Source organism: Pseudomonas chlororaphis (assembly GCA_001023535.1).
Taxonomy (GTDB): Bacteria; Pseudomonadota; Gammaproteobacteria; order Pseudomonadales; family Pseudomonadaceae; genus Aquipseudomonas; species Aquipseudomonas chlororaphis_E.
The window spans coordinates 3,438,451-3,459,440 of record CP011020.1; the positions used below are offsets into that span (position 1 = coordinate 3,438,451).

The 20,990-nt window shown below is 63.3% G+C and carries 20 protein-coding genes and 1 tRNA gene; 9 read left to right on the forward strand and 12 right to left on the reverse strand.

Annotated features, from left to right (window positions below):
- Positions 1 to 238: 238 nt before the first annotated feature.
- The 3 genes from VM99_15270 (at position 239) to VM99_15280 (ending at position 1,025) form a co-directional block, all read left to right on the forward strand.
- Positions 239 to 314, forward strand: a tRNA-Asn gene (locus VM99_15270).
- 245 nt (positions 315 to 559) lie between these two features.
- Positions 560 to 754, forward strand: coding sequence for a hypothetical protein (locus VM99_15275; protein AKJ99358.1), 195 nt, complete (start codon positions 560 to 562; stop codon positions 752 to 754).
- Between the two features lie 88 nt (positions 755 to 842).
- Complete coding sequence (locus tag VM99_15280; GenBank protein ID AKJ99359.1) at positions 843 to 1,025, forward strand: filamentous hemagglutinin; 183 nt, start codon at positions 843 to 845, stop codon at positions 1,023 to 1,025.
- Here the strand turns inward: VM99_15280 and VM99_15285 are convergent.
- Positions 1,022 to 2,083, reverse strand: a complete 1,062-nt coding sequence (locus VM99_15285; GenBank protein AKJ99360.1) for a membrane protein — start codon at positions 2,081 to 2,083, stop codon at positions 1,022 to 1,024. The genes VM99_15280 and VM99_15285 overlap by 4 nt on opposite strands.
- A gap of 147 nt (positions 2,084 to 2,230) precedes the next feature.
- On the opposite strand from VM99_15285, the gene VM99_15290 reads away from it, so the two are divergent.
- Positions 2,231 to 3,550: a protease gene (locus tag VM99_15290; protein AKJ99361.1), complete on the forward strand. Its 1,320-nt coding sequence runs from the start codon at positions 2,231 to 2,233 to the stop codon at positions 3,548 to 3,550.
- Between the two features lie 375 nt (positions 3,551 to 3,925).
- Here the strand turns inward: VM99_15290 and VM99_15295 are convergent, their stop codons facing one another.
- The 6 genes from VM99_15295 to VM99_15320 form a co-directional block, all read right to left on the reverse strand.
- Positions 3,926 to 5,605 carry a chemotaxis protein gene (locus tag VM99_15295; GenBank protein AKJ99362.1) on the reverse strand — a complete coding sequence of 560 codons (1,680 nt, stop codon included), beginning with the start codon at positions 5,603 to 5,605 and terminating at the stop codon, positions 3,926 to 3,928.
- 258 nt (positions 5,606 to 5,863) lie between these two features.
- A complete protein-coding gene (locus VM99_15300; GenBank protein ID AKJ99363.1) occupies positions 5,864 to 7,183 on the reverse strand; it encodes a sodium:proton antiporter in 1,320 nt (439 codons plus the stop codon).
- 279 nt (positions 7,184 to 7,462) lie between these two features.
- Positions 7,463 to 8,776 carry a histidine kinase gene (locus VM99_15305; GenBank protein ID AKJ99364.1) on the reverse strand — a complete coding sequence of 438 codons (1,314 nt, stop codon included), beginning with the start codon at positions 8,774 to 8,776 and terminating at the stop codon, positions 7,463 to 7,465.
- Between the two features lie 10 nt (positions 8,777 to 8,786).
- A complete protein-coding gene (locus tag VM99_15310) occupies positions 8,787 to 9,455 on the reverse strand; it encodes a transcriptional regulator (protein ID AKJ99365.1) in 669 nt (222 codons plus the stop codon).
- Complete coding sequence (locus VM99_15315) at positions 9,455 to 9,766, reverse strand: peptidase (protein ID AKJ99366.1); 312 nt, start codon at positions 9,764 to 9,766, stop codon at positions 9,455 to 9,457. Before VM99_15315 ends, VM99_15310 begins: the two co-directional genes overlap by 1 nt.
- Complete coding sequence (locus tag VM99_15320; protein AKJ99367.1) at positions 9,766 to 10,074, reverse strand: peptidase; 309 nt, start codon at positions 10,072 to 10,074, stop codon at positions 9,766 to 9,768. Before VM99_15320 ends, VM99_15315 begins: the two co-directional genes overlap by 1 nt.
- 240 nt (positions 10,075 to 10,314) lie before the next feature.
- Here VM99_15320 and VM99_15325 point away from each other — a divergent pair, with 240 nt between their 5' ends.
- The 4 genes from VM99_15325 to VM99_15340 all read left to right on the forward strand — a co-directional run bounded on the left by VM99_15325 (position 10,315) and on the right by VM99_15340 (position 14,278).
- Complete coding sequence (locus tag VM99_15325; protein ID AKJ99368.1) at positions 10,315 to 11,394, forward strand: hypothetical protein; 1,080 nt, start codon at positions 10,315 to 10,317, stop codon at positions 11,392 to 11,394.
- Positions 11,395 to 11,477: 83 nt separating this feature from the next.
- Positions 11,478 to 11,834, forward strand: coding sequence for a 6-carboxy-5,6,7,8-tetrahydropterin synthase (locus tag VM99_15330; protein ID AKJ99369.1), 357 nt, complete (start codon positions 11,478 to 11,480; stop codon positions 11,832 to 11,834).
- A 216-nt stretch (positions 11,835 to 12,050) separates the two neighbouring features.
- A complete protein-coding gene (locus VM99_15335; GenBank protein ID AKJ99370.1) occupies positions 12,051 to 12,902 on the forward strand; it encodes an alpha/beta hydrolase in 852 nt (283 codons plus the stop codon).
- Positions 12,903 to 13,030: 128 nt separating this feature from the next.
- A complete protein-coding gene (locus tag VM99_15340) occupies positions 13,031 to 14,278 on the forward strand; it encodes a cytosine deaminase (protein AKJ99371.1) in 1,248 nt (415 codons plus the stop codon).
- A gap of 197 nt (positions 14,279 to 14,475) precedes the next feature.
- Here the strand turns inward: VM99_15340 and VM99_15345 are convergent, their stop codons facing one another.
- Positions 14,476 to 15,468 carry a DeoR faimly transcriptional regulator gene (locus VM99_15345; GenBank protein ID AKJ99372.1) on the reverse strand — a complete coding sequence of 331 codons (993 nt, stop codon included), beginning with the start codon at positions 15,466 to 15,468 and terminating at the stop codon, positions 14,476 to 14,478.
- Positions 15,469 to 15,673: 205 nt separating this feature from the next.
- Between VM99_15345 and VM99_15350 the strand changes: the two genes are divergently transcribed.
- On the forward strand, positions 15,674 to 16,825 hold the full coding sequence (locus tag VM99_15350) for an MFS transporter (protein AKJ99373.1): 1,152 nt from the start codon (positions 15,674 to 15,676) through the stop codon (positions 16,823 to 16,825).
- A gap of 59 nt (positions 16,826 to 16,884) precedes the next feature.
- Here VM99_15350 and VM99_15355 read toward each other — a convergent pair whose 3' ends face one another.
- From VM99_15355 to VM99_15370, 4 genes are all read right to left on the reverse strand, one after another.
- Entirely contained in the window at positions 16,885 to 17,325 is a 441-nt protein-coding gene (locus tag VM99_15355) for an alkylhydroperoxidase (protein ID AKJ99374.1), read from the reverse strand.
- Between the two features lie 280 nt (positions 17,326 to 17,605).
- Positions 17,606 to 19,048: a mechanosensitive ion channel protein MscS gene (locus VM99_15360; GenBank protein ID AKJ99375.1), complete on the reverse strand. Its 1,443-nt coding sequence runs from the start codon at positions 19,046 to 19,048 to the stop codon at positions 17,606 to 17,608.
- Positions 19,049 to 19,262: 214 nt separating this feature from the next.
- Positions 19,263 to 20,129 carry a quercetin 2,3-dioxygenase gene (locus VM99_15365; protein AKJ99376.1) on the reverse strand — a complete coding sequence of 289 codons (867 nt, stop codon included), beginning with the start codon at positions 20,127 to 20,129 and terminating at the stop codon, positions 19,263 to 19,265.
- 160 nt (positions 20,130 to 20,289) lie between these two features.
- Positions 20,290 to 20,904 carry a DNA-binding protein gene (locus VM99_15370; protein ID AKJ99377.1) on the reverse strand — a complete coding sequence of 205 codons (615 nt, stop codon included), beginning with the start codon at positions 20,902 to 20,904 and terminating at the stop codon, positions 20,290 to 20,292.
- Between the last annotated feature and the right edge of the window lie 86 nt (positions 20,905 to 20,990).

Genomic DNA, 20,990 nt, shown 5'->3' on the forward strand with positions numbered 1-20,990 from the left:
ACCAGGTGAGATCTGTGGGAGCGGGCTTGCTCGCGAAGGCGATATGTCAGTTGAAATATTCTTAGCTGACACACCGTATTCGCGAGCAAGCCAGCTCCTACATTGTTTTTTTGTTTCTTGCATTTAAGGCTGGCTGAAGCGGTAACAGGTGAGCAATGGACCGCTGACCGCCCTTGCAACGCGCCAATCATCATCCAAAGCTTGACTTCTCTTTTCCAATCAGTAACATACGCGCCATTCCGCGATAGCTCAGTTGGTAGAGCAAGTGACTGTTAATCACTGGGTCCCTGGTTCGAGTCCAGGTCGTGGAGCCAGACAGCAATAAAAAGGCCCCTGAATCGAAAGGTTCAGGGGCTTTTTCGTGGGTCAAAGAAAAACGCTGCTGGCTGAAAAAGCTCGTCGAGGTCGCTACCGGAACAATAATCCGGCGCCAAAAAGGCATTATGGTCTGAATCCTGCTTTGTTTTCCTGCAACCCAGGCTGTCACGTGAGCGTCATGGCGGTGCCGCACACTGACGCTGTCCGTCAACAACAGCTTCATAACAACAAGGACGAAGCTATGCCCACGCAAAATCCCCATCGCATCGTTGGCCTGTGCACTTCCAGCAAGGTCTACAACGCGCTCACAGAACTCAAGCACCTGGAAGGCCACCGAACCGCCAAGTTCATTTCACTGCTGGCGGAGAACCTGGTGCGCAAAGGCGTGCTCCATGAGCAGGAAGTGGTGCACATGCTCGATCTGGTGGTCGATTGAGCGACATCGATTCCCACTATTGAGCCGGTTGATTTTTCGTTACCGCGGCTGAGTCGTAAGGTAACCCCATCGATTGATGGAGGTTCCCATGCCCAAGGTTCAAATCATGTCTGTCATTGGCAGTGCCGTCCCCGCCCCGCTCAGGGAGCGCGGTCTGCTGGCCTGCTGGTATCTGGTGCAAGATGGCGTGACCATCAGCGGCCCGCTGACTTCACTGCCCGCCGCCCAGGCCATGTCGCAACGCATCGGCCCGTACCTGCTGACCGCCTAGGGCAACTGCACCCGAGGCGCGGTTTCGACGAACAGCGCCCAGCACGACAGGAACAACGCGGCGATCAACGGGCCGATCACGAACCCGTTCAGCCCGAACACCGCCAGCCCGCCCAACGTCGAGACCAGCACCATGTAGTCGGGCATCTTGGTGTCCTTGCCCACCAGGATCGGTCGCAGGAAGTTGTCCACCAGGCCGATCACGAATACCCCGAACAGTATCAGCACCACGCCCTGCCAGATGGCCCCCGAGAGCAGGAAGTACACGGCCACCGGCGCCCAGACCAGGCCTGCCCCCACCGCTGGCAGCAGCGACAGGAACGCCATCAGCACCGCCCAGGGCAGCACCGTCGGAATGCCCAGGATCCAGAAGATCAACCCGCCCAGCGCGCCCTGGGTGATCGCCACCAGCAGGTTGCCTTTCACCGTCGCCCGCACCACGCGGTTGAATTTCAACTGCAGGCGCCGCTTCTGGTGTTCGGCCAGCGGCACCGCGGCACGCACCTTGCGCACCAGCTCAGGGCCATCGCGCAGAAAGAAGAACAGCAGGTACAGCATCACCGACAGGCTGACCAGGAACTGGAAAGTGCCCTGGCCGAAGCTGAACGCCTGGGTGGCGAAGAACTCACTGCCTTGCATGGCGCTCTTGACGATCTTGTCACGCAGGCCATTGAGGTTGCCCAGGCCAAAGCGGTCCAGCAGGTGCTGGAAGTACGGTGGTAACGCATCCTTGAAGCGGGCCAGGTAATCGGCAATGTCCAGCTCTCCGCTCTCCAGGCTCTTGTACAGCGCCGCGCCTTCCTGGACCAGCAGCAAGCCGATGACGATCACCGGCAAAATCGCGATCACCACGCACGTGCTCAGGGTGAACAACGAGGTGACGTTGCGCTGCCAGCCGAACTTCAGTTGCAGCCGCCGTTGCATCGGCGCAAAGACGATGCCCAGGATCACCGCCCAAAACACCGCGCCGTAGAATGGCAACAGGATCCAGATGAAAGCCAGGGTGACCAGGACCAGTAACAGCATCTGGGATTTGTTTTGCAGCATCTTTCGATTCATCAGCTTTCCATGTCCTGAGGCGGGTTACACATTAGTCAGCCAGGAATCGCCGGAGTGCCGTCGGTTCTGCGCTTGTGCCTTGATCCACATCAATAAGGCCCGGTCCGGCGTGGCGTACCCTCGCCGCTTTTTGCGACCGACGCCACCATGACCCTCGCCGCCCCTGAACTGCTCGCCCCCGCCGGCACCCTGAAGAACATGCGCTATGCCTTCGCCTACGGGGCGGACGCGGTGTACGCCGGCCAACCGCGCTACAGCCTGCGGGTGCGCAACAACGAATTCGACCACGCGAACCTGGCCCTGGGGATACGCGAAGCCCAGGCCATGGGTAAGCGCTTCTACGTGGTGGTGAACATCGCCCCGCACAACGCCAAGCTGCGGACCTTCCTCAAAGACCTGGAGCCGGTGATCGCCATGGCGCCGGACGCGCTGATCATGTCCGACCCGGGCTTGATCATGCTGGTACGCCGGCATTTCCCGCAGATGCCCATCCACTTGTCGGTGCAGGCCAATACCGTGAACTGGGCGAGCGTCGAGTTCTGGCAGCAACAGGGCTTGAGCCGGATCATCCTGTCCCGGGAGTTGTCCCTGGAGGAAATCGCCGAGATCCGCCAGCAGGTGCCGGCCATGGAACTGGAGGTCTTCGTCCATGGTGCGTTGTGCATGGCTTATTCGGGGCGCTGCCTGCTGTCGGGCTACCTGAACCGGCGCGACGCCAATCAGGGCAGTTGCACCAACGCTTGCCGCTGGAAGTATTCGGCGCAGCCAGCCACCGAGAACCTGGTGGGCGACATCGTGCAAACCTATACGCCCGAGCCGACCCTGGGCATCGGTGCCCCCACCGACCAGGTGTTCCTGCTCCAGGAGGCGAACCGGCCGGAGGAATCCATGCCGGCCTTCGAGGACGAGCACGGCACTTACATCATGAACGCTAAGGACCTGCGCGCCGTGCAGCACGTCGACCGGCTGGCGCGGATGGGCGTGCACTCACTGAAGATCGAAGGCCGCACCAAGTCGCACTTCTATTGCGCCCGGACCACCCAGGTGTACCGCCGGGCCATCGATGACGCGGTGTCCGGCCGCGACTTCGACCGCACCTTGATGACCGACCTGGAATCCCTGGCCCAACGCGGCTACACCGAGGGCTTCCTGCGACGCCATGTGCATGATGAGTATCAGAACTACCAGAACGGCAGTTCGGTGTCGGCGCGCCAGCAATTCGTCGGCGAGCTGACCGGAGAACGGCGCGAGCGCCTGGCCGAAGTGCGGGTGAAGAACCGCTTCGGCCTGGGAGACCATCTGGAACTGATGACCCCCAAGGGCAACTTTCATTTCGACCTGCACCAGTTGCAGGACATCAAAGGCCAGGGCATCGACGTCGCGCCGGGGGACGGGCACGTGGTGTATGTGCCGATTCCAGATGCGGTGGACCTGCAGTTCGGGTTGTTGATGCGGGATGTGCGCTAGGCTCTGTTTGAAAAGTCTTGAGACGAAGGTCAGGCAAGGCGAAAACCGGAGAGGAAGCGGAGTTTACTGGAGTAAATGAGCATTCCGAGCCGGTTTTCAACGCAGCATGAACGAGTATCAAGGCTTTTCAGACAGAGCCTAGGCCTGGTGCTGCCGCCATTCCTTGTGAAAGCAAGTGGTGTGTCAGAAGTGAATACATTGCCTGACGCACTGCATTCGCGAGCAAGCCCGCTCCCACTGGGGCCAGTATTGGCCGTTGGACCGCGACAGGAACTGCCGAAGGCTGCGATCCTCCCCGACCGATAGGGCCCGGCTGCCCGGGCGTCACATCTGGATCGGGCGCGAAAGATCGCAGCCTTCGGCAGCTCCAGCCGGTCAGATGCGGAACTGGCCGACCAATTTGCCCAGGCGCTGGCCCAGCTCGTTGAGGCTGCGGGAGGTCTGGGCGCCGAGCTGGGTTTCGTCGGCAACATTGTCCACCGCGACGGCGATCTGATGCACGCTGCGGTTGATTTCCTCGGCCACCGCGGTCTGCTCTTCGGCGGCACTGGCGATCTGGGCGTTCATCGAGTTGATGGTGCCGATCAACTGCGCCATGGTGTCCAGGGACGCGCCCGCCTCGTTGGCCCGCACCGACGTGCCGTCGCCGGCCTCGCTGGAGCGGCGCATCGCCTCCACGGCAGCATGGGTGCCTGATTGCAGGCGGTCGATCATGCCCTGAATTTCCTGGGTACTTTGCTGGGTCCGGCTGGCCAGGGCCCGCACTTCATCGGCCACCACCGCGAAGCCACGCCCCGCCTCCCCGGCACGTGCGGCCTCGATGGCGGCGTTGAGGGCCAACAGGTTGGTCTGCTCGGCAATCGAACGAATCACCCCGAGCACGCTGACGATCGAGGACACGTCCTGTTGCAGGCTGTCCAGGGACACGCCGCTGCTGCGGATATCGTTCACCAACGCATGAATCTGCTGGATGCTACCGGCCACCACGCGCTTGGCCGACTGGCCTTCTTCGTCAGTCTGCTGGGCGGCGACGGCCGCGCCCTGGGCGCTGCGTGCCACTTCCTGGGCGGCCGAAGACATTTCGTTGATCGCCGTAGCGACCTGGTCGGTTTCGTGGCGCTGGCGCTCCATGGCCTGCTCCGAGCGCTGGGCCTGCTCGGACACTTGCGTCACCAGCCCGGTCAGTTGCGAAGTCATGTCGGTGATCTGCCGCACCAGGCCGTGGATCTTGTCGACGAAGCGGTTGAACGAACCGGCCAGTTGGCCGAGCTCATCCTGGCTGGTGATCGCCAGGCGCCGGGTCAGGTCGCCCTCGCCCGCCGCGATGTCATCGAGGTTGTCCTTCATCAGGTGCAGCGGCCGCAGGATGGTGTTCGCCAGCAGCAGGCCCACCACGGCAATCACCAGCAACACCACGGCGGCGATGCCGACGATGCTCAGGATCACACCCTGCACGCGCTCATGGACCTTGGTCTCCACCAGGGCGACCTGGGCTTCGATGCCGTCCAGGTTGACCGAGCTGCCGACCGCCATGTCCCACTTGGGCAGGTATTCGGTGTAGCCGAGCTTGGGCACCAGTTCCTGGCTGTTGGGCAGTGGCGAGCTGTATTCGAGGTAGTGGGTACCGTCCTTGGCGACTTTCACCAGGTCACGGTTGACGTAGACCCCATTGGGATCGCGGTTGTCCTTGAAACTCTTGCCCACGCCGTCGGCGCTGTTGGCCTTGAACAGGCGCACGGTCTCGGAGTCGTAGCCGAAGAAGTAGCCGTCCTTGCCGTAGCTGATGTTCGACAGGAGCTTGATCGCCTGGGCCCGCGCCTCGTTGTCACCGGCAGCGGCGGCATCGTACAGCGGCTTGATGGCGGTCAACCCCACCGCCACGTAGTTCTGCAGCGTCGCCTTGGCCTCCGCGAGCAGGCGTTCGCGCGTCTGCTGCACCTCTTTGCCGGCCTGCTCCGTGAGGATGAAGGCCGTGGTCAGGCTGATGATCACCGCAGACAACAGGACCGGCAGTATTGCCAGGGACAGGACTTTAGCCTTCAGGCTCAGGCGCATGCTGTTCACTCTTGTTGGTGTTATTGGCGTGGTTAGCTGGGTTAGCGGCAGCGCACGGCAAAACTGTAGGACAAGGTGAAAAAGCTTGGCGCGAATGGTCTACCGATTTGTCATCGGATTTAATGGCCTCTTCGCGAGCAAGCCCGCTCCCACACTGGACTGCTGGCAGCACCTATTGGGTGTTCACAGCAGATCTTTTGTGGGAGCGGGCTTGCTCGCGAAGGGTTCGGCTCGGTCCTGAGCCTGTTTGAATATCCCTTACAACACCATCGCCGCCACCCAACCAAACGCCAGCAAGGGCAGGTTGTAGTGGATGAAGGTCGGGACCACCGTGTCCCAGATATGATGGTGCTGGCCGTCGATGTTCAGGCCGGAGGTCGGGCCCAGGGTCGAGTCCGAGGCAGGCGAGCCGGCATCGCCCAGGGCACCGGCGGTGCCGACGATGCAGACGATCGCCAGTGGGCTGAAGCCCAGTTGCAGGCACAGCGGGACGAAGATCGTCGCGAGGATCGGCACCGTGGAGAACGACGAACCGATCCCCATGGTCACCAGCAGCCCGACCAGCAGCATCATCAGCGCACCGATCCCCTTGTTATGGCCGATCCAGGCCGCCGAGGCCTCCACCAGGCTCTGGACTTCACCCGTGGCCTTCATCACTTCGGCAAACCCCGAGGCGGCGATCATGATGAAGCCGATCATCGCCATCATCTTCATGCCTTCGGTGAACAGGTCGTCGGTCTCACGCCAACGCACCACCCCCGACAGGGAGAAAATCAGGAAGCCGACCAGGGCACCGATGATCATCGAGTCCACCAGCAACTGGATGGCGAACGCCGCCGCCACGGCCAACCCGGCCACCATCAGGCTCATCGGGTTGTAGCGCACCGCCACTTGCTCGACCCGGGCGATTTTCTTCAGGTCGTAGGCGCGTTTCTTGCGGTAGCTGAACAACGACAGCAACAAGCCGAACACCATGCCCAACGCCGGGATGCCCATGGCGTGGGTGACGTTGATGCCGCTGACGTCCACACCGCTGCGGGCGATGTTGGCGAGCAGGATTTCATTGAGAAAGATGTTGCCAAAGCCCACCGGCAAAAACATGTAGGGAGTGATCAGGCCGAAGGTCATGACGCAGGCGATCAACCGGCGATCGAGTTGCAGCTTGGTCAGCACATAGAGCAGCGGCGGCACCAGCAGCGGGATGAAGGCGATGTGGATCGGCAGGATGTTCTGCGAGGCGACCGCGACGGTGCCCAACAGGCCGATCAAGACCCATTTGACGCCGGACCCGCCGGCGGCGTCCTGACGGTCCACCATGGCCAGGGCTTTGTCCGCCAGGGCGTGGGCCATGCCGGATTTGGCAATCGCCACGGCGAACGCGCCGAGCAACGCGTAGGACAGCGCCACCGTCGCACCACCCCCAAGGCCGGCGTTGAACGCCTTGAGCGTCGCGTCGATGCCCAAGCCCCCGGTCAAGCCCCCCACCAGCGCGCCAATGATCAGCGCGATTACCACATGCACACGAGACAAGCTGAGCACCAGCATGATGCCAACCGCGGCAATTACTGCATTTATCATCGTTACCTCAAAGCACAGCGATGGAAAGCCACCGGACAAAAAGGGCGCGACTTTGCAGGAAGCGGCGGCAAGCTGCAAGGGCCAAGGTGGTGATTTGTGCCAGCCACAAAGCGCCGGGCCTCTCTCCGTCAAATGTGGGAGCGGGCTTGCCCGCGAAGGCGGTGTATCAGCTAAACATTCATGACTGACACTGCGCTTTCGCGGGCAAGCCCGCTCCCACAGAGGGATTTGTGCCAGCCACAAAGGGCAAGCCCGCTCCCACAGTGGCAAGTGCAGGCTTCAGCGCTTGGACAGTTCGATCACCACCTTCAACCCACCCCACTCACTGGCGTCCAACACCAGCCTGCCGCCCCAGCTGTCGACGATGTCGCGCACGATCCCCAGCCCGAGGCCGTGGCCATCGGTCTGTTCATCCAGCCGTGTGCCGCGGCTGAACACCTGGTCGCGGCGGTCTTCAGGGATGCCTGGGCCGTCGTCTTCCACGGCCAGGCTGAATCCCCCGGCCGTCTCGGTCACCGTTAGGCGCACTTCGGCGTCGGCCCATTTGCAGGCGTTATCCAGCAGGTTGCCCAGCAGTTCCAGCAGGTCCTCGCGGTCCCATGGCAGGTGCAGGCCAGGAGGGCCGAGGTAACTTAAATGCAAGTGTTCGCCGTGGATCATATTGAGCGTCGCCAGCAGGCCAGGCAGTTCGGCGTCGCAATCGAGGTGGGCGCCGGGCAACGCATCGCCGGCCAACCGGGCGCGATTGAGCTCACGGTTCAGGCGCTGGCGTACCTGCTCCAGTTGCTCAAGCAACAGCTTGCGCAACTCGGGGTGTGGATCGAGTTTCTCGTTCGACGCCAGGCTCTGCAGCACCGCCAAGGGTGTTTTCAAGGCATGGCCGAGATTGCCCAGGGCATTGCGCGAGCGTTTGAGGCTGTCCTCGGTGTGGGCCAGCAGATGGTTGATCTGCGCCACCAACGGTTCCAGCTCGCGCGGAACCTGCTCGTCGAGCTGTGAACGCTGGCCGCGTTGCAACTGCGCAATCTGCTCCCGGGCCCGGTCCAACGGGCGCAAGGCCCGACGCACGGTGAGGCGTTGCAGCAACAGGATCAGCAGCAGCCCCGCCAACCCCAGGCCCAGGCCGATCTGCTGCATCCGGCGGAAACTGTCGCGCACGGGGGTGTAGTCCTGAGCGACGCTGATGGAGATCGCCTGGCCCAGGCGCCGGTAATCGGTGCGCAACACCAGCAGCTTCTGGCCCTCGGGGCCCAGTTGCAGGTTGCTGTGCAGGCCCGGATGGTCGAGCCGGGGCAGTTCCTGGTCCCACAGCGAGCGGGAACGCCAGTGGGCATCGGCAAAATCGATGCGAAAGTAATGCCCGGAAAACGGCCGCTGGTAGGCCGGCGACAAGCGTCGCTCATCCAGTTGCAGGCCCTGCGGGCCACGCACCAGCGCCACCAGCAGGTTCTCGCTGTCGTTGCGCAACCCGGCTTCCAGGTAACGCTGCAAACCCAACTCGAACAGCCACAGGCTGGTTTGGGCCAGGACCAGGCCCACCACCACCATCACACCGATCAGGCCCAGGCTCAGGCGGCGCTGGATGGATCTCACGGCAGGTCGCTCATTGGGCCTGCCCGCCGAACAGGTAACCCTGGCCGCGACGGGTTTCGATCACGCTGCGGCCCAGTTTGCGTCGCAAGTGATTGACATGGACCTCCAGCACATTGGAATCGCGCTCGGTCTCACCGTCATACAGGTGCTCGGCGAGATGACTCTTGGACAGGATCTGCTCGGGGTGCAGCATGAAATAGCGCAGCAGCCGAAACTCGGCGGCGGTCAACTGGATGTCGGTGCCGTCGCGGATCACGCATTGACGCCCCTCGTCCAAGTGCAGCCCGGCGGCCTGGAGCGTCGGCTGGTTGAACTGGCCATGGGAGCGACGCAGCAGCGCCTGGATCCGCAGGTGCAGTTCTTCGGGATGAAAAGGCTTGGTCAGGTAATCGTCGGCCCCGGCCTTGAGGCCTTCGATGCGCTCGGCCCACGAGCCGCGGGCGGTCAGGATCAGCACCGGCGTGGCCAGGCCACCGGCACGCCATTGGGCCAGGACCTCCAGGCCCGGCACGCCCGGCAGGCCCAGGTCGAGGATGATCAGGTCATAGGGCTCGCTGCTGCCTTGATACACCGCGTCGCGCCCATCGGCGAGCCAATCGACGGCGTAACCCTGCCGTGTCAGCCCGGCCATCAGCTCGTCGGCCAAGGGAACGTGATCTTCCACCAGAAGCAGGCGCATCAGTCTTCCTTATCTTTGAGTAAACGGCCGGTCGCGGCCTCCAGGTCCAGCTCGCGCACGACGCCGTCGGTGTCCAGCAGCTCGACCTCGTAAATAAAGACGCCGTGCTTTTCTTCCAGCTCGGCCTCCAGCAATTTGGCCCCGGGATGACGGTCCAGCGCCTGTTGCAGCAGTTGCTCCAGCGGCAGGATCACGCCCTGCTGGCGCAGTTGCAGGGCTTCGTCCTGGTCCAGGTCCCGGGCCACCACCACCGAACAGACCGCCAGCAGCGCCAGCGCCCAGCGGCTGCGGGCGCGTAAATTAAGCTTCATTACGTATCCTGATGATTCTTGAGTACCTTGCCGGTGACGGCGTCCAATTCCAGGTCCCAGTCGATGCCTTGGGGATCGCGCAGCTCTACCTGGTAAATGTACTTGCCGTACTCCTCTTCCAGCTCGGAGTCGGTGACGGTGGCACCCGGGTGTTCGGCCAGGGCGGCGGCGTCGAGTTTTTCAAAGCTCAGGATGGTACCAGCGTCTTGCAGCTTGCGGGACTCATCGGCCCCCAAGTCGCGAGCGTGAGCCAGGCCCGCGTTGAAGGCCATGAGGGTCGCGATGAATAAGGCAGTCAGGCGGTTCATGGGTTGTCTCCTTTTTATAGTCGTCACCTTGGAACTGTATCGGGGTGAACTTAACTGAAACTGAATTGCCATCATCGAACCCAGGTCAAGGTCGCGATCCTGTGGGAGCGGGCTTGCTCGCAAAGGCGTCAGTACATCCAACATCGATGCAAGCTGGCCCACCCCATTCGCGAGCAAGCCCGCTCCCACAGATAGCGTGTGTCGCTATAATCCTTCGCTTGCCCAAGTCACGAGACCGGTATGACAGCCATCCACATCAAGTTCCCCGCCCTCACCCTCAAGGCCGGCCCTCGTGCGCTCGCACGCATCCGCCAGGCCGGCCTGAATGCCGCCGACGTCGGCACGTTGCCAGGTGCCGCCGGGGGCCCGAAAGCCCTGGGGATCCAGGGGCTGGACCTGGCGCTGTTCGGCGAGTGGCTGCCTGCCGCGCCCCGGGAACGCTCGCTGATCGGGGCCTCGGTGGGTTCCTGGCGCTTCGCCAGTGCCTGCCTGCCGGATGCCGCCGAGGGGATCCGACGCCTGGGCACCTTGTACAACGAACAGAGCTTCGCCAAGGGCGTGACCATGGCCGGCGTCAGCCAGAGCTCGCAACGCATGCTCGACGACCTGCTCGAAGGCCGCGACAACACTATCCTCGAAACCCCGCACTACCGGCTCAACATCATGGTGGTCAAGAGCCACGGCTGGCTGGCACAGGACCATCGCGGGCGACTGGGCCTGGGGTTATCGTCGGTGATTGCCGACAACCTGCGCGGCCGTGCAAGGCTTTCAAGGCACTTCGAACGCCTGATCATCCACGACCCGCGCCGGGCTCCGCCGCTGCATCCGCTGGAGGACTTTCCGTCCCGCTTCGTGCCGCTGGACGCCTCGAACCTGCGCCAGGCGCTGCTGGCATCGGGCTCGATCCCGATGGTGATGCAGGGGGTGCGCGACCTGCCCGGTGCCGGCGCCGGCACCTATCGCGACGGCGGCCTGCTGGATTATCACCTCGACCTACCCTACAGCGGCAACGACATCGTGCTGTACCCGCACTTCACTGACCGGGTGATCCCCGGCTGGTTCGACAAAGGCCTGCCTTGGCGTCGGGCCAGCGTCGAACGCCTGCAGGACGTGCTGTTACTGGCGCCGTCACGGGAATACCTGGCTCGCCTGCCCTACGGTAAACTGCCAGACCGTAACGATTTCAAGCGTTTCATGGGCGATGACCCGAGCCGCCGCACCTACTGGCGCAAGGCGATGGACGAGAGTCGCCGCCTCGGTGACGAGTTTCTCGAGCTGACCGCCAACGGTGGCCTGGCCGAGCGATTGCTGACCCTTTAGTCAGCATGGCCGCGCACCACCGTTGGCAACCTGATAAACTGCGCCGCCTGCCTCGCGACTGATCTTTCAAAGAGCCCGAACCTGTGGAAATTTTCAAAGAATTCACCTTCGAATCCGCCCACCGCCTGCCCCACGTGCCGGACGGCCACAAGTGCGGGCGCCTTCACGGGCATTCGTTCAAGGTGGCGATCCACCTGAGCGGCGACATCGACCCGCATACCGGGTGGATCCGCGACTTTTCAGAGATCAAGGCGATCTTCAAGCCGCTCTACGAGCGTCTGGACCACAACTACCTCAATGACATCCCCGGCCTGGAAAACCCCACCAGCGAAGTCCTGGCCAAGTGGATCTGGAACGAGCTGAAGCCATTGCTGCCGGAACTCAGCGCGATTCGCATCCATGAAACCTGCACCAGCGGCTGCATCTATCACGGCGAGTGACCCCACGCTGTTCCCGTGGCGAGGGAGCTTGCTCCCGCTGGGCCGCGAAGCGGCCCTTAAGCCTGGGGCTGCGTCGTCAGGTCGATCGTTGTCGCCGCTTTCGGGGCTGCTGCGCAGCCCAACGGGAGCAAGCTCCCTCGCCACAACTGTGCTCTCCTGCCATCCTGCATTGGCCTATGCTCTACCCCCTGAACCCTTCTCGGCGGAGCATCGACCATGACCGACTGGCAGCTGGATCAGGTATACGACTTCAACGGACATTCCATTCGCTACGCCATCCAGGGTGACGGGCCACCGCTGGTGTTTGTCCATGGAACGCCCTTCTCGTCCTATGTGTGGCACCGGATCGCCCCGCTCTTCTTTTCCACCCACCGGGTGCATTACTTCGACCTGTTGGGCTACGGCCAATCCGCGCAACCCGATGCCGATGTGTCCCTCGGCGTGCAGAACCCATTGCTCGCGCAGTTGCTGGCGCACTGGGGCTTGGACTGCCCGGATGTGGTGGCCCATGACTTCGGCGGCGCCACCGCGCTGCGCACGCATCTGCTCAATGGTAAGAACTACCGCAGCCTGACGCTGATCGACCCGGTGGCGCTATCGCCCTGGGGCTCGCCTTTCGTGCAGCATGTTCGTCAGCACGAAGCGGCCTTTAGCGGCCTGCCCGATTACATCCAGCGGGCCATCGTGCCGACCTATATCCGCGGCGCGATCGAACGGGACATCCCGGACCGGGAGCTGGCGCCCTACGTCCAGCCCTGGCTCGGCGAGACCGGCCAGGCGGCGTTCTATCGACAGATCGCGCAAATGGACGAGCGCTACACCCGCGAAGTCGAGGGGTTGTACACCAGCGTACGTTGCCCGACGCAGATTCTCTGGGGAGAGAATGACCAATGGATCCCCATCGAACGCGGCCAGGCCCTGCAACGGTTGATTCCGGGCGCACAACTGCTGCCCGTCCCCAATGCCGGGCACCTTGTCCAGGAGGACGCGCCAGAGGCGATCGTGGCCGCGGTGTTGCGATATATAGGCGCCAATGCGGACACCCCGGTGTCCGGGACGCGGGGCTGACCGTCGCGCGCGCGATGTACTGCCGTAAAGGGCACTCGCCACTCTCTGGCGTATGTGCTATTGATCAGCGCCATGGGGGCTCGCTCCGCTGACGCGCCACTCCAAGACCTCTGAAAGGGACTCGCCTGATGCACATCATCAACGCCCGCCTGCGCAACCACGAAGGCTTGCATGAACTGCACCTGGAAAATGGCCTGATTGCCAGCATCGCCCGCCAGACCGAGGCCCCCAGCCTGGGCCCCCAGGACCTCGATGCTGGCGGTAACCTGGTGGTGCCGCCCTTCGTCGAGCCGCACATTCACCTGGACGCCACCCTCACCGCCGGCGAGCCGCGCTGGAACATGAGCGGCACGCTGTTCGAAGGCATCGAGTGCTGGGGCGAACGCAAGGCCACCATCACCGAGGAAGACACCCGGACCCGCGCGCGCAAAACCCTCCAGGCCCTCGCCGCCCACGGCATTCAGCATGTGCGCACCCACGTCGATGTCACCGATCCCCAGCTCACCGCCCTCAAGGCGATGTTGCAGGTGCGCGAAGAGAACCGCCATTTGGTCGATATGCAAATCGTCGCGTTCCCCCAGGAAGGCATCGAGTCCTACCGCAACGGCCGCGAGTTGATGGAAGAAGCGATCCGCATGGGCGCCGACGTGGTGGGGGGCATCCCGCACTTCGAGTACACCCGCGACCAGGGCGTCAGTTCAGTGAAATTTTTGATGGACCTGGCCGAACGCACCGGTTGCCTGGTGGATGTGCATTGCGACGAAACCGACGACCCGCACTCGCGCTTCCTCGAAGTGCTGGCCGAGGAAGCTCGCAGCCGCGACATGGGCGCTCTAGTCACCGCCAGCCACACCACCGCCATGGGCTCCTACGACAACGCCTACTGCGCCAAACTGTTCCGGCTACTCGGGCACTCGGGCATCAGCTTCGTGTCCTGCCCCACCGAGAGCATCCACCTGCAAGGCCGCTTCGACACCTTTCCCAAGCGCCGCGGCGTCACGCGGGTCAACGAACTGCTCGAAGCCGGGATGAACGTGTGCTTTGGCCAGGATTCGATCGTCGACCCGTGGTACCCCCTGGGCAACGGCAACATCCTGCGGGTACTGGAAGCCGGGCTGCACATCTGCCACATGCTCGGCTACCGCAACCTGCAGAGCGCCCTCGACCTGGTCACCGACAACAGCGCCAAGGCCATGGCCCTGGGCGAGCGCTACGGGCTGGAACCCGGACGCCCGGCGAACCTGCTGATCCTCTCGGCCGACAGTGACTACGAAGTGATCCGCAGCCAGGGCTTGCCGCTCTACTCGATTCGCCAGGGTGAAGTGCTGATGAAGCGGCAGATGCCGGTGGTGGAATTCGGAACGCAGTTGGACTGACCTCTGATGCCGTCCCGTGGGAGCGAGCTTGCTCGCGATGGCGGTCTATCAATTGATACTGGGGTGACTGATCCGGCGCTATCGCGAGCAAGCTCGCTCCCACAGGGGTTCAGCGTTGTACATCAGATTGATGACTACTGAAGATCCACTGTGGGAGCGAGCCTGCTCGCGATGAGGCCATCAGCCTCACGACTCCCTCAAGGCATGACCCTGGCCGCCCCAAACAGACTCACCCGCACCAACTCTCCACTCTCTTCCTGCAACAGAATCGGCGCCGTGCCGCCCGGCATCACTACGCTGACCGGCCCCGCTGTCACCCAACCCACCCGCCACGCGGCGCAGGCCACGGCGCTGGCACTGGTGCCCGAGGAGGCGGTGGGCCCTTCGCCGCGCTCGAACACCCGGGCCGCCAGTCGCCTTTCGGCTTCGCGCCAGCCCCATTGCAGGTTCACCCCCAGCGGACAGGGAACCCCGTCGCCACCGGGCGCGGCGAACGCGATGCGGGTCAGTTCCTGCAAGAGTGGTGCAGCGCCCATCTGCGCATTGGCCGGCAACGCCTCGGCATCCTCCACCAGCGTCACGCAGTGCGGGTTGCCCAGGTTGACGAACTGACTGTGGCCCCAGGCCGGGTTCAACTCACAGAGCGCAGGTACTCGACTGAGGTCTCGTTGATCGAAGGTCACACTGTCCACCCCTTGGGCACCCACTGCCTGCGGCCCGAACAGTGGCTGCCCCAGGTCCAGCCAGAAGCCTTGCAGGCCCTCGAACTCAGCGGCACGCACCGAAGTCTGCAACGGTGAAAAGCCTTGGCGCTTGTCATGATGAACCTGCAGCACACATTCGCCATCGTCCGGCATCAAGCCCTGCTCTCGCAGCGCCTGGGAGAAAATCGTCAGGCCGTTGCCACTGCGTTCGGCCAGGGTGCCGTCGGTATTGACGATCAACACATCGAACGGCGGCTTCTTCTGGAAGGGCCCGATCAACAGGCCGTCGCTGCGATGGTCCTTGGCGCCGGCCGGCTTCTCGCCCGGCAGCCAGGCACAGAATGCCTGTATCGCCGCCGCGGCCCAGGATTCGCGGGCCTGGGCGGCCTGGGCAGCCGTTGGTGGCAACCCCACACCGAAGGCGCGCACCTGTTGCGGTGAAACCACCCCATAGAGATTGCCGCGTGCGTCATAGAACTGCGTCATGAATCGGGTCCGGAAGCTGCCAGGTGAGCCGCCACTTTAAGGTCCCGCGCCACAAAAGCACACCTCATCCCCGTAAAGCCACTGGACACCAGAAGGACGCGACAACGCATGGGCACCTTGGGGTCGCGGTGCGGTCAGTGGATATGCAAGCATAGGCCCCTGCCTGCGTCACCCGACCGCACCGCCCGAAAACCAAGGACGATTCATGACCGCCATTACCCCTCCGCCCACTTTTGTCCCCGGACGCCTTGAACAGATGTCCACCCGCCTTGCCTACCTCATCGCCGGCGTGGGCATTGCGGCCTGGGCACCGCTGGTGCCCTACGCCAAGGCGCGGGCGAACCTGGATGAAGGCACGCTCGGCCTGCTGTTGTTGTGCCTGGGTGTGGGTTCGATCCTGGCGATGCCGATTTCCGGTGCGCTGGCGGCGCGGTTCGGTTGCCGCCGGGTGCTCAGTGGCGGCACGATCCTGGTCTGCCTGGCGCTGCCGCTGCTGGCGACGATGACGACGCTTCCCTGGCTGGTGGCGGCGCTGTTCGTGTTCGGTGCCGGGCTCGGCACCGTGGATTCGACCGTGAACCTGCAAGCGGTGATCGTCGAACGGGCCAGTGGCAAGACCATGATGTCGGGCTTCCACGGCATGTTCAGCCTCGGCGGGATCATCGGCGCGGCCGGTGTCAGCGCTCTGCTTGGCCTGGGCCTGTCGCCGCTGGGGGCGACGCTGGTGGTCAACGCGCTGTTGCTGCTGGCGCTGTTCAAGGCCGCGCCGCATCTGCTGCCCTACGGCAGCGAAAGCTCGGGACCGGCGTTTGCGATTCCCCACGGCGTGGTGCTGTTTATCGGCATCCTGTGTTTCATCGTGTTCCTGGCCGAAGGCGCAGTGCTGGACTGGAGCGCGGTATTCCTGACCAGCGAACGTGGCGTGGAGACCGCCTACGCCGGGTTGGGTTATGCCGCGTTCGCGCTGACCATGACGGTGGGTCGGCTGACAGGCGACTCGGTGGTGCGTCGCCTGGGGCCCAAACGCATCATCATCTACGGCGGGGCCCTCGCAGCGACGGGGTTCCTGTTGGCGACCCTGGCACCGATGTGGCAGGCGGCTTTGCTGGGGTATGCGTTGGTGGGGGCCGGTTGTTCGAACATCGTGCCGGTGTTGTACACCGCGGTCGGCAAGCAGACGCTGATGCCAGAGGCCATCGCGGTGCCGGCCATCACCACGATTGGCTACGCCGGCATCCTGGCCGGCCCGGCGTTGATCGGTTTCGTGGCCCATGGCAGCAGCCTGAGCGTGGCCTTCGGGCTGATCGCCCTGGCGCTGGTGGCGGTGGCAGCCAGCGGCAGGGTCCTGAAGGTCTGAGGCCTGGCCAGCCCTTCATACCCCACGGATCGCTGTCGGGCTCGCTCACCCGCGCGGGCTTAAGCCTCGGGCATCTTGCGGAAACCGACCGCCAAACGGTTCCAACCGTTGATGGCGTTGATCGCCACGGTCAGGTCGACCATTTCCTTGGGATTGAAGTGTTCGCTCAGCAGAGCGTAGTCGGCGTCCGGGGCGTGGGTCTCGCTCAGGCGCGTCAGGGCTTCGGTCCAGGCCAGTGCGGCGCGCTCGCGGCCGGTGAAGAACGGCGCCTCGCGCCAGGCAGTGACGGCGTAGAGGCGCCGTTCGGTCTCGCCGTCCTTGCGGGCGTCGGCGGTGTGCATGTCGATGCAGAAGGCACAGCCGTTGATCTGCGAGGCACGCAGCTTGACCAGTTCGATCAGGGATTTTTCCAGGCCCAGTTTCGAGACGGCGGTTTCCAGGGCGAACATCGCTTTGAAAGCGTCAGGAGAAGCGGTGTAGAAATCGATGCGCGGTTGCATGGTGAACTCCAGAACAAAGGTGGGTGTGGCGCTACGTTAGCCCTGCAATAGCGCAAGACAAATAGCCAATTGTTGGGAAGTTCGGGTAGCCAATGCGCCCATCGGTGCGACTTATGCGCAGGGGCCATGAACCAAAAAGGGCTGGCAAATATCGCCCCTGTGGCGAGGGAGCTTGCTCCCGCTCGACTGCGCAGCAGGCGCAAGGATTCTGGGGTCGCTACGCAACCCAGCGGGAGCAAGCTCCCTCGCCACAGGGGGGCGGGGCAACTTCAGGATTCGCTCAAGCCCGGCTACGCAGCCACTGCAGAAAGCGCTTCTTGGCGATCGGCTTGGGGGCTTCGCGCGTCAGGTTCTCGGCCAGGTGGATGCGCACGTCCAGCAGGTTCTTCATGGCATCGCTGATGTCACGACGGGCCTCCAGGCACGGCTTGAGGTAGGTGTTCTCGATGCGATAAAGGCTGCAGAACGTCTTCGCCGAAAAATTCGCCAGCGTGGCTTGCTCGGCGACGATGCCCGCTTCGCCGATGACCTCCCCCGGCCCCATGCGTCCGCCTTCGAGGGTCAGGCCGTTGCGCACGAGGGTGACGCTGACCACGCCGGATTCGATGATGAGCAGGTGATCGCTGACCTCTCCCGCCGGCAGGATCATGTCGCCGGGGCGGAAGGTCTGCAGGGTCATGTTCTGGCTGAAGGTGTCCTTTTCCTCCTGGCGCAGGGTGGAGAAAATGCTCGAACTTTCCAGCAATGCCCTGGGCCGCGAGAACGCGCTGGCCGACGCGCTTTCCGTGGTAGACAACAGGCTGATGCCCGACGCCCGCAGATGCCGGAACGCCAGGTCGTACAGCTGATTGCGCACGTCGCGCTTTTGCCCCATCGAGGCCACGAACCCGCTGATTTCGTATTCCGCCCCGCTGCTGCCGGAGGACTTGAGCGTCACGCAGGGTGCCGGGCTGGCGAGCAACGCACGGCAGCCGATCATCGCCCGCTCCAGCGCTTCGATGACCTTTTGCGGCCGGGCGTGCGGGCTGACCTGGACGCTGATGGACAAACCATGCACGTCGCTGGGCCGGCTGAAGTTGATGATCTTGGCCTTGGCCGCCAGGGAGTTGGGGATCACCGCCATGCTGCCCTGGGAGGTCTGCAACCGCGTGGCCCGCCAGTCGATGTCGGTGACCCGGCCTTCGGTGCCGTCGATGGAAATCCAGTCATCGAGTTGATAAGGCTTGGTGGTGTTGAGCACGATTCCGGAAAACACATCGCTCAGAGTGCTCTGCAAGGCCAGGCCGACGATGATCGCTACCGCGCCGGACGTCGCCAGCACGCCCTTGACCGGCAGGTCCAGCACGTAGGCCAGGGCCGCGATGACGGCGATCAGGAAGATCACCGCGCCGAGCAGGTCCTGCAGCAACCGCCCGGTGTGGCCAACCCGCTGCATCATCGCCGCACCGATCAACTCCGTCAGGGTCCGCGCGGCAAACAACCACCAGGCAATCTGCAAACCGGTGGCCGCCAGGTGCCGGGGCACGTCGTCGACCCACTGCGCCGGTACCATCGGGTTGAGGCCTTCGTTGAACAGCAGCACGCTGAACAACGAAAAAATCACCAGCCGCGTGCCGATTTTCCAATAGGTCCGCTGCGCGCTGACCAGTCGCCACAACAGCAGGTCGAGCACCAGCAGCACCAGGGCACAGAGCAACGGGTGGTCGGAGATCAAGGACAGCATCGGGACAGCTCCAGGCAGGTCATCGACGGCAAGAGTGGCACAGATTGCGCAGCCTGTAGAAGACACCGCGAAACCCCATTGTGGGAGCGGGCTTGCTCGCGAAGAGGGTGGCAAGTTCGACAAAGATGTCGACTGTGACTACGCCTTCGCGAGCAAGCCCGCTCCCACAATGGATCGGTGTCGTTAGTTATTCAATCTGCAACACTTGTGCGCTTCAACCCTCCATCCGCCCAAAGCGCCCGGAATGGAAATCGCCGAAGGCCTGGTGGATTTCCTGCTCGCTGTTCATCACGAACGGACCATGGCCGACGATCGGCTCGTCGATGGGCTCGCCGCTGAGCAGCAGCACCACCGCCTCGTTATTGGCGTGCAGGCTCAACTGGTCGCCGGCCCGATCGAACAGGGCCAGTTGACCGGCCTCGACCCGTTCGCGGCCGTTGGCCTGGACCGAACCGCGCAGCACCACCAGGGCCGTGTTGTGACCTTCGACCAGGTCAAGGGTGAGGGTCTTGCCGGCGTTCAAGCGGATGTCCCAGACGTCGATGGGCGTGAACGTCCTGGCCGGCCCCTGCTGTCCGTCGAATTGCCCGGCGATCAGGCGCAGGCTGCCGGCGTCGTCCTTGAGGGCGATGTTGGGAATGTCGGCCTTGAGGATCGTCTGGTAGCCGGCCGGGGCCATTTTGTCCTTGGCGGGCAAGTTGACCCACAGTTGGACCATCTCCATGAACCCGCCCTGCCGGGCGAATGCTTCGGAGTGGAATTCCTCATGAATGATGCCGGAAGCGGCGGTCATCCATTGCACATCACCGGGGCCGATCTTGCCGCCGCTGCCCGTGGAGTCACGGTGTTCCAGCTCGCCCTGGTAGACAATGGTCACGGTTTCAAAGCCGCGATGGGGGTGCTGGCCGACCCCACGCCGTTCAGTGGTGGGGGCGAATTCGGTGGGGGCCGCGTGATCCAGCAGCAGGAACGGGCTGATGTGCTTGCCCAGGTGGTCGTAGGAAAACAGCGTGCGGACCGGGAAGCCATCGCCGACCCAATGCGGTCGGGGGCTGGTGTAGAGGCCAATGATGTTTTTCATGCCGTGTCTCCCAATCAGGGGTAGCGATTCGATGACACAGCTTAAAACCCAACCCTTTGACACACTAGACGGCAAAAACCAGCCTTAGCGTTCCATTAAAAGAACGATACCCCTGCGGGAGCGAGCCCGTTCACGTCCGCCGCTGCCTGGCAAAAAGTGCTTAGAGATGATTGCGCTTGGCGAAATCCGAGAGCCCCACCAGCGATTTCAGCCCGAGCTTTTCCAACAGGCGGGTCTTGTAGGTGCTGACGGTCTTGGGGCTCAGGAACAGGCTTTCGGCAATGTCCTTGCCGCGCATCCCCATCGCCAGCATGCGCAAGATGGACAGCTCCCGCGTGGAGAGGCTTTCCAGGGCCTGCTGTTCGGTGCGCTGCTGGAAGTCGAGGCGCACGGACAATTGTGGAAAGTAGGCATAGCCGGACTTCAACGCATGGATGGCCTTGATCAGTTCCTTCAGGTCGCTTTTCTTGGTCACGAAGCCCCGCGCTCCGGCCGAGATGCAACGGTTGCAGAAATGCTGGGCATCCTGGGCGGTGAACACCAGCACGCTGCACGCGGGAAACTGGCCCATGATCCAGACCAGCAGGTCCAGACCGTCGAAACCGTTCATCACCAGGTCGAGGATCACCAGGTCAGGCGCGCCCTCCTTGATGAGGTCCCTGGCATCGGCCACGCCACTGGCATCCCTGACGCGGTGGAAGCCTTCGTTCTGGCAAATGAGCCGCAGCGCCCCTCGGATCACAGGGTGGTCATCCACGATCAATACGTCTTTCAAGGCTGTTCCCCCGGTCAATGTAAAAGGCGCCGATGCCATGTTTGCAGCGGACTGTTCCACAGGTGACTGGCCCTGCCACCTGTCAG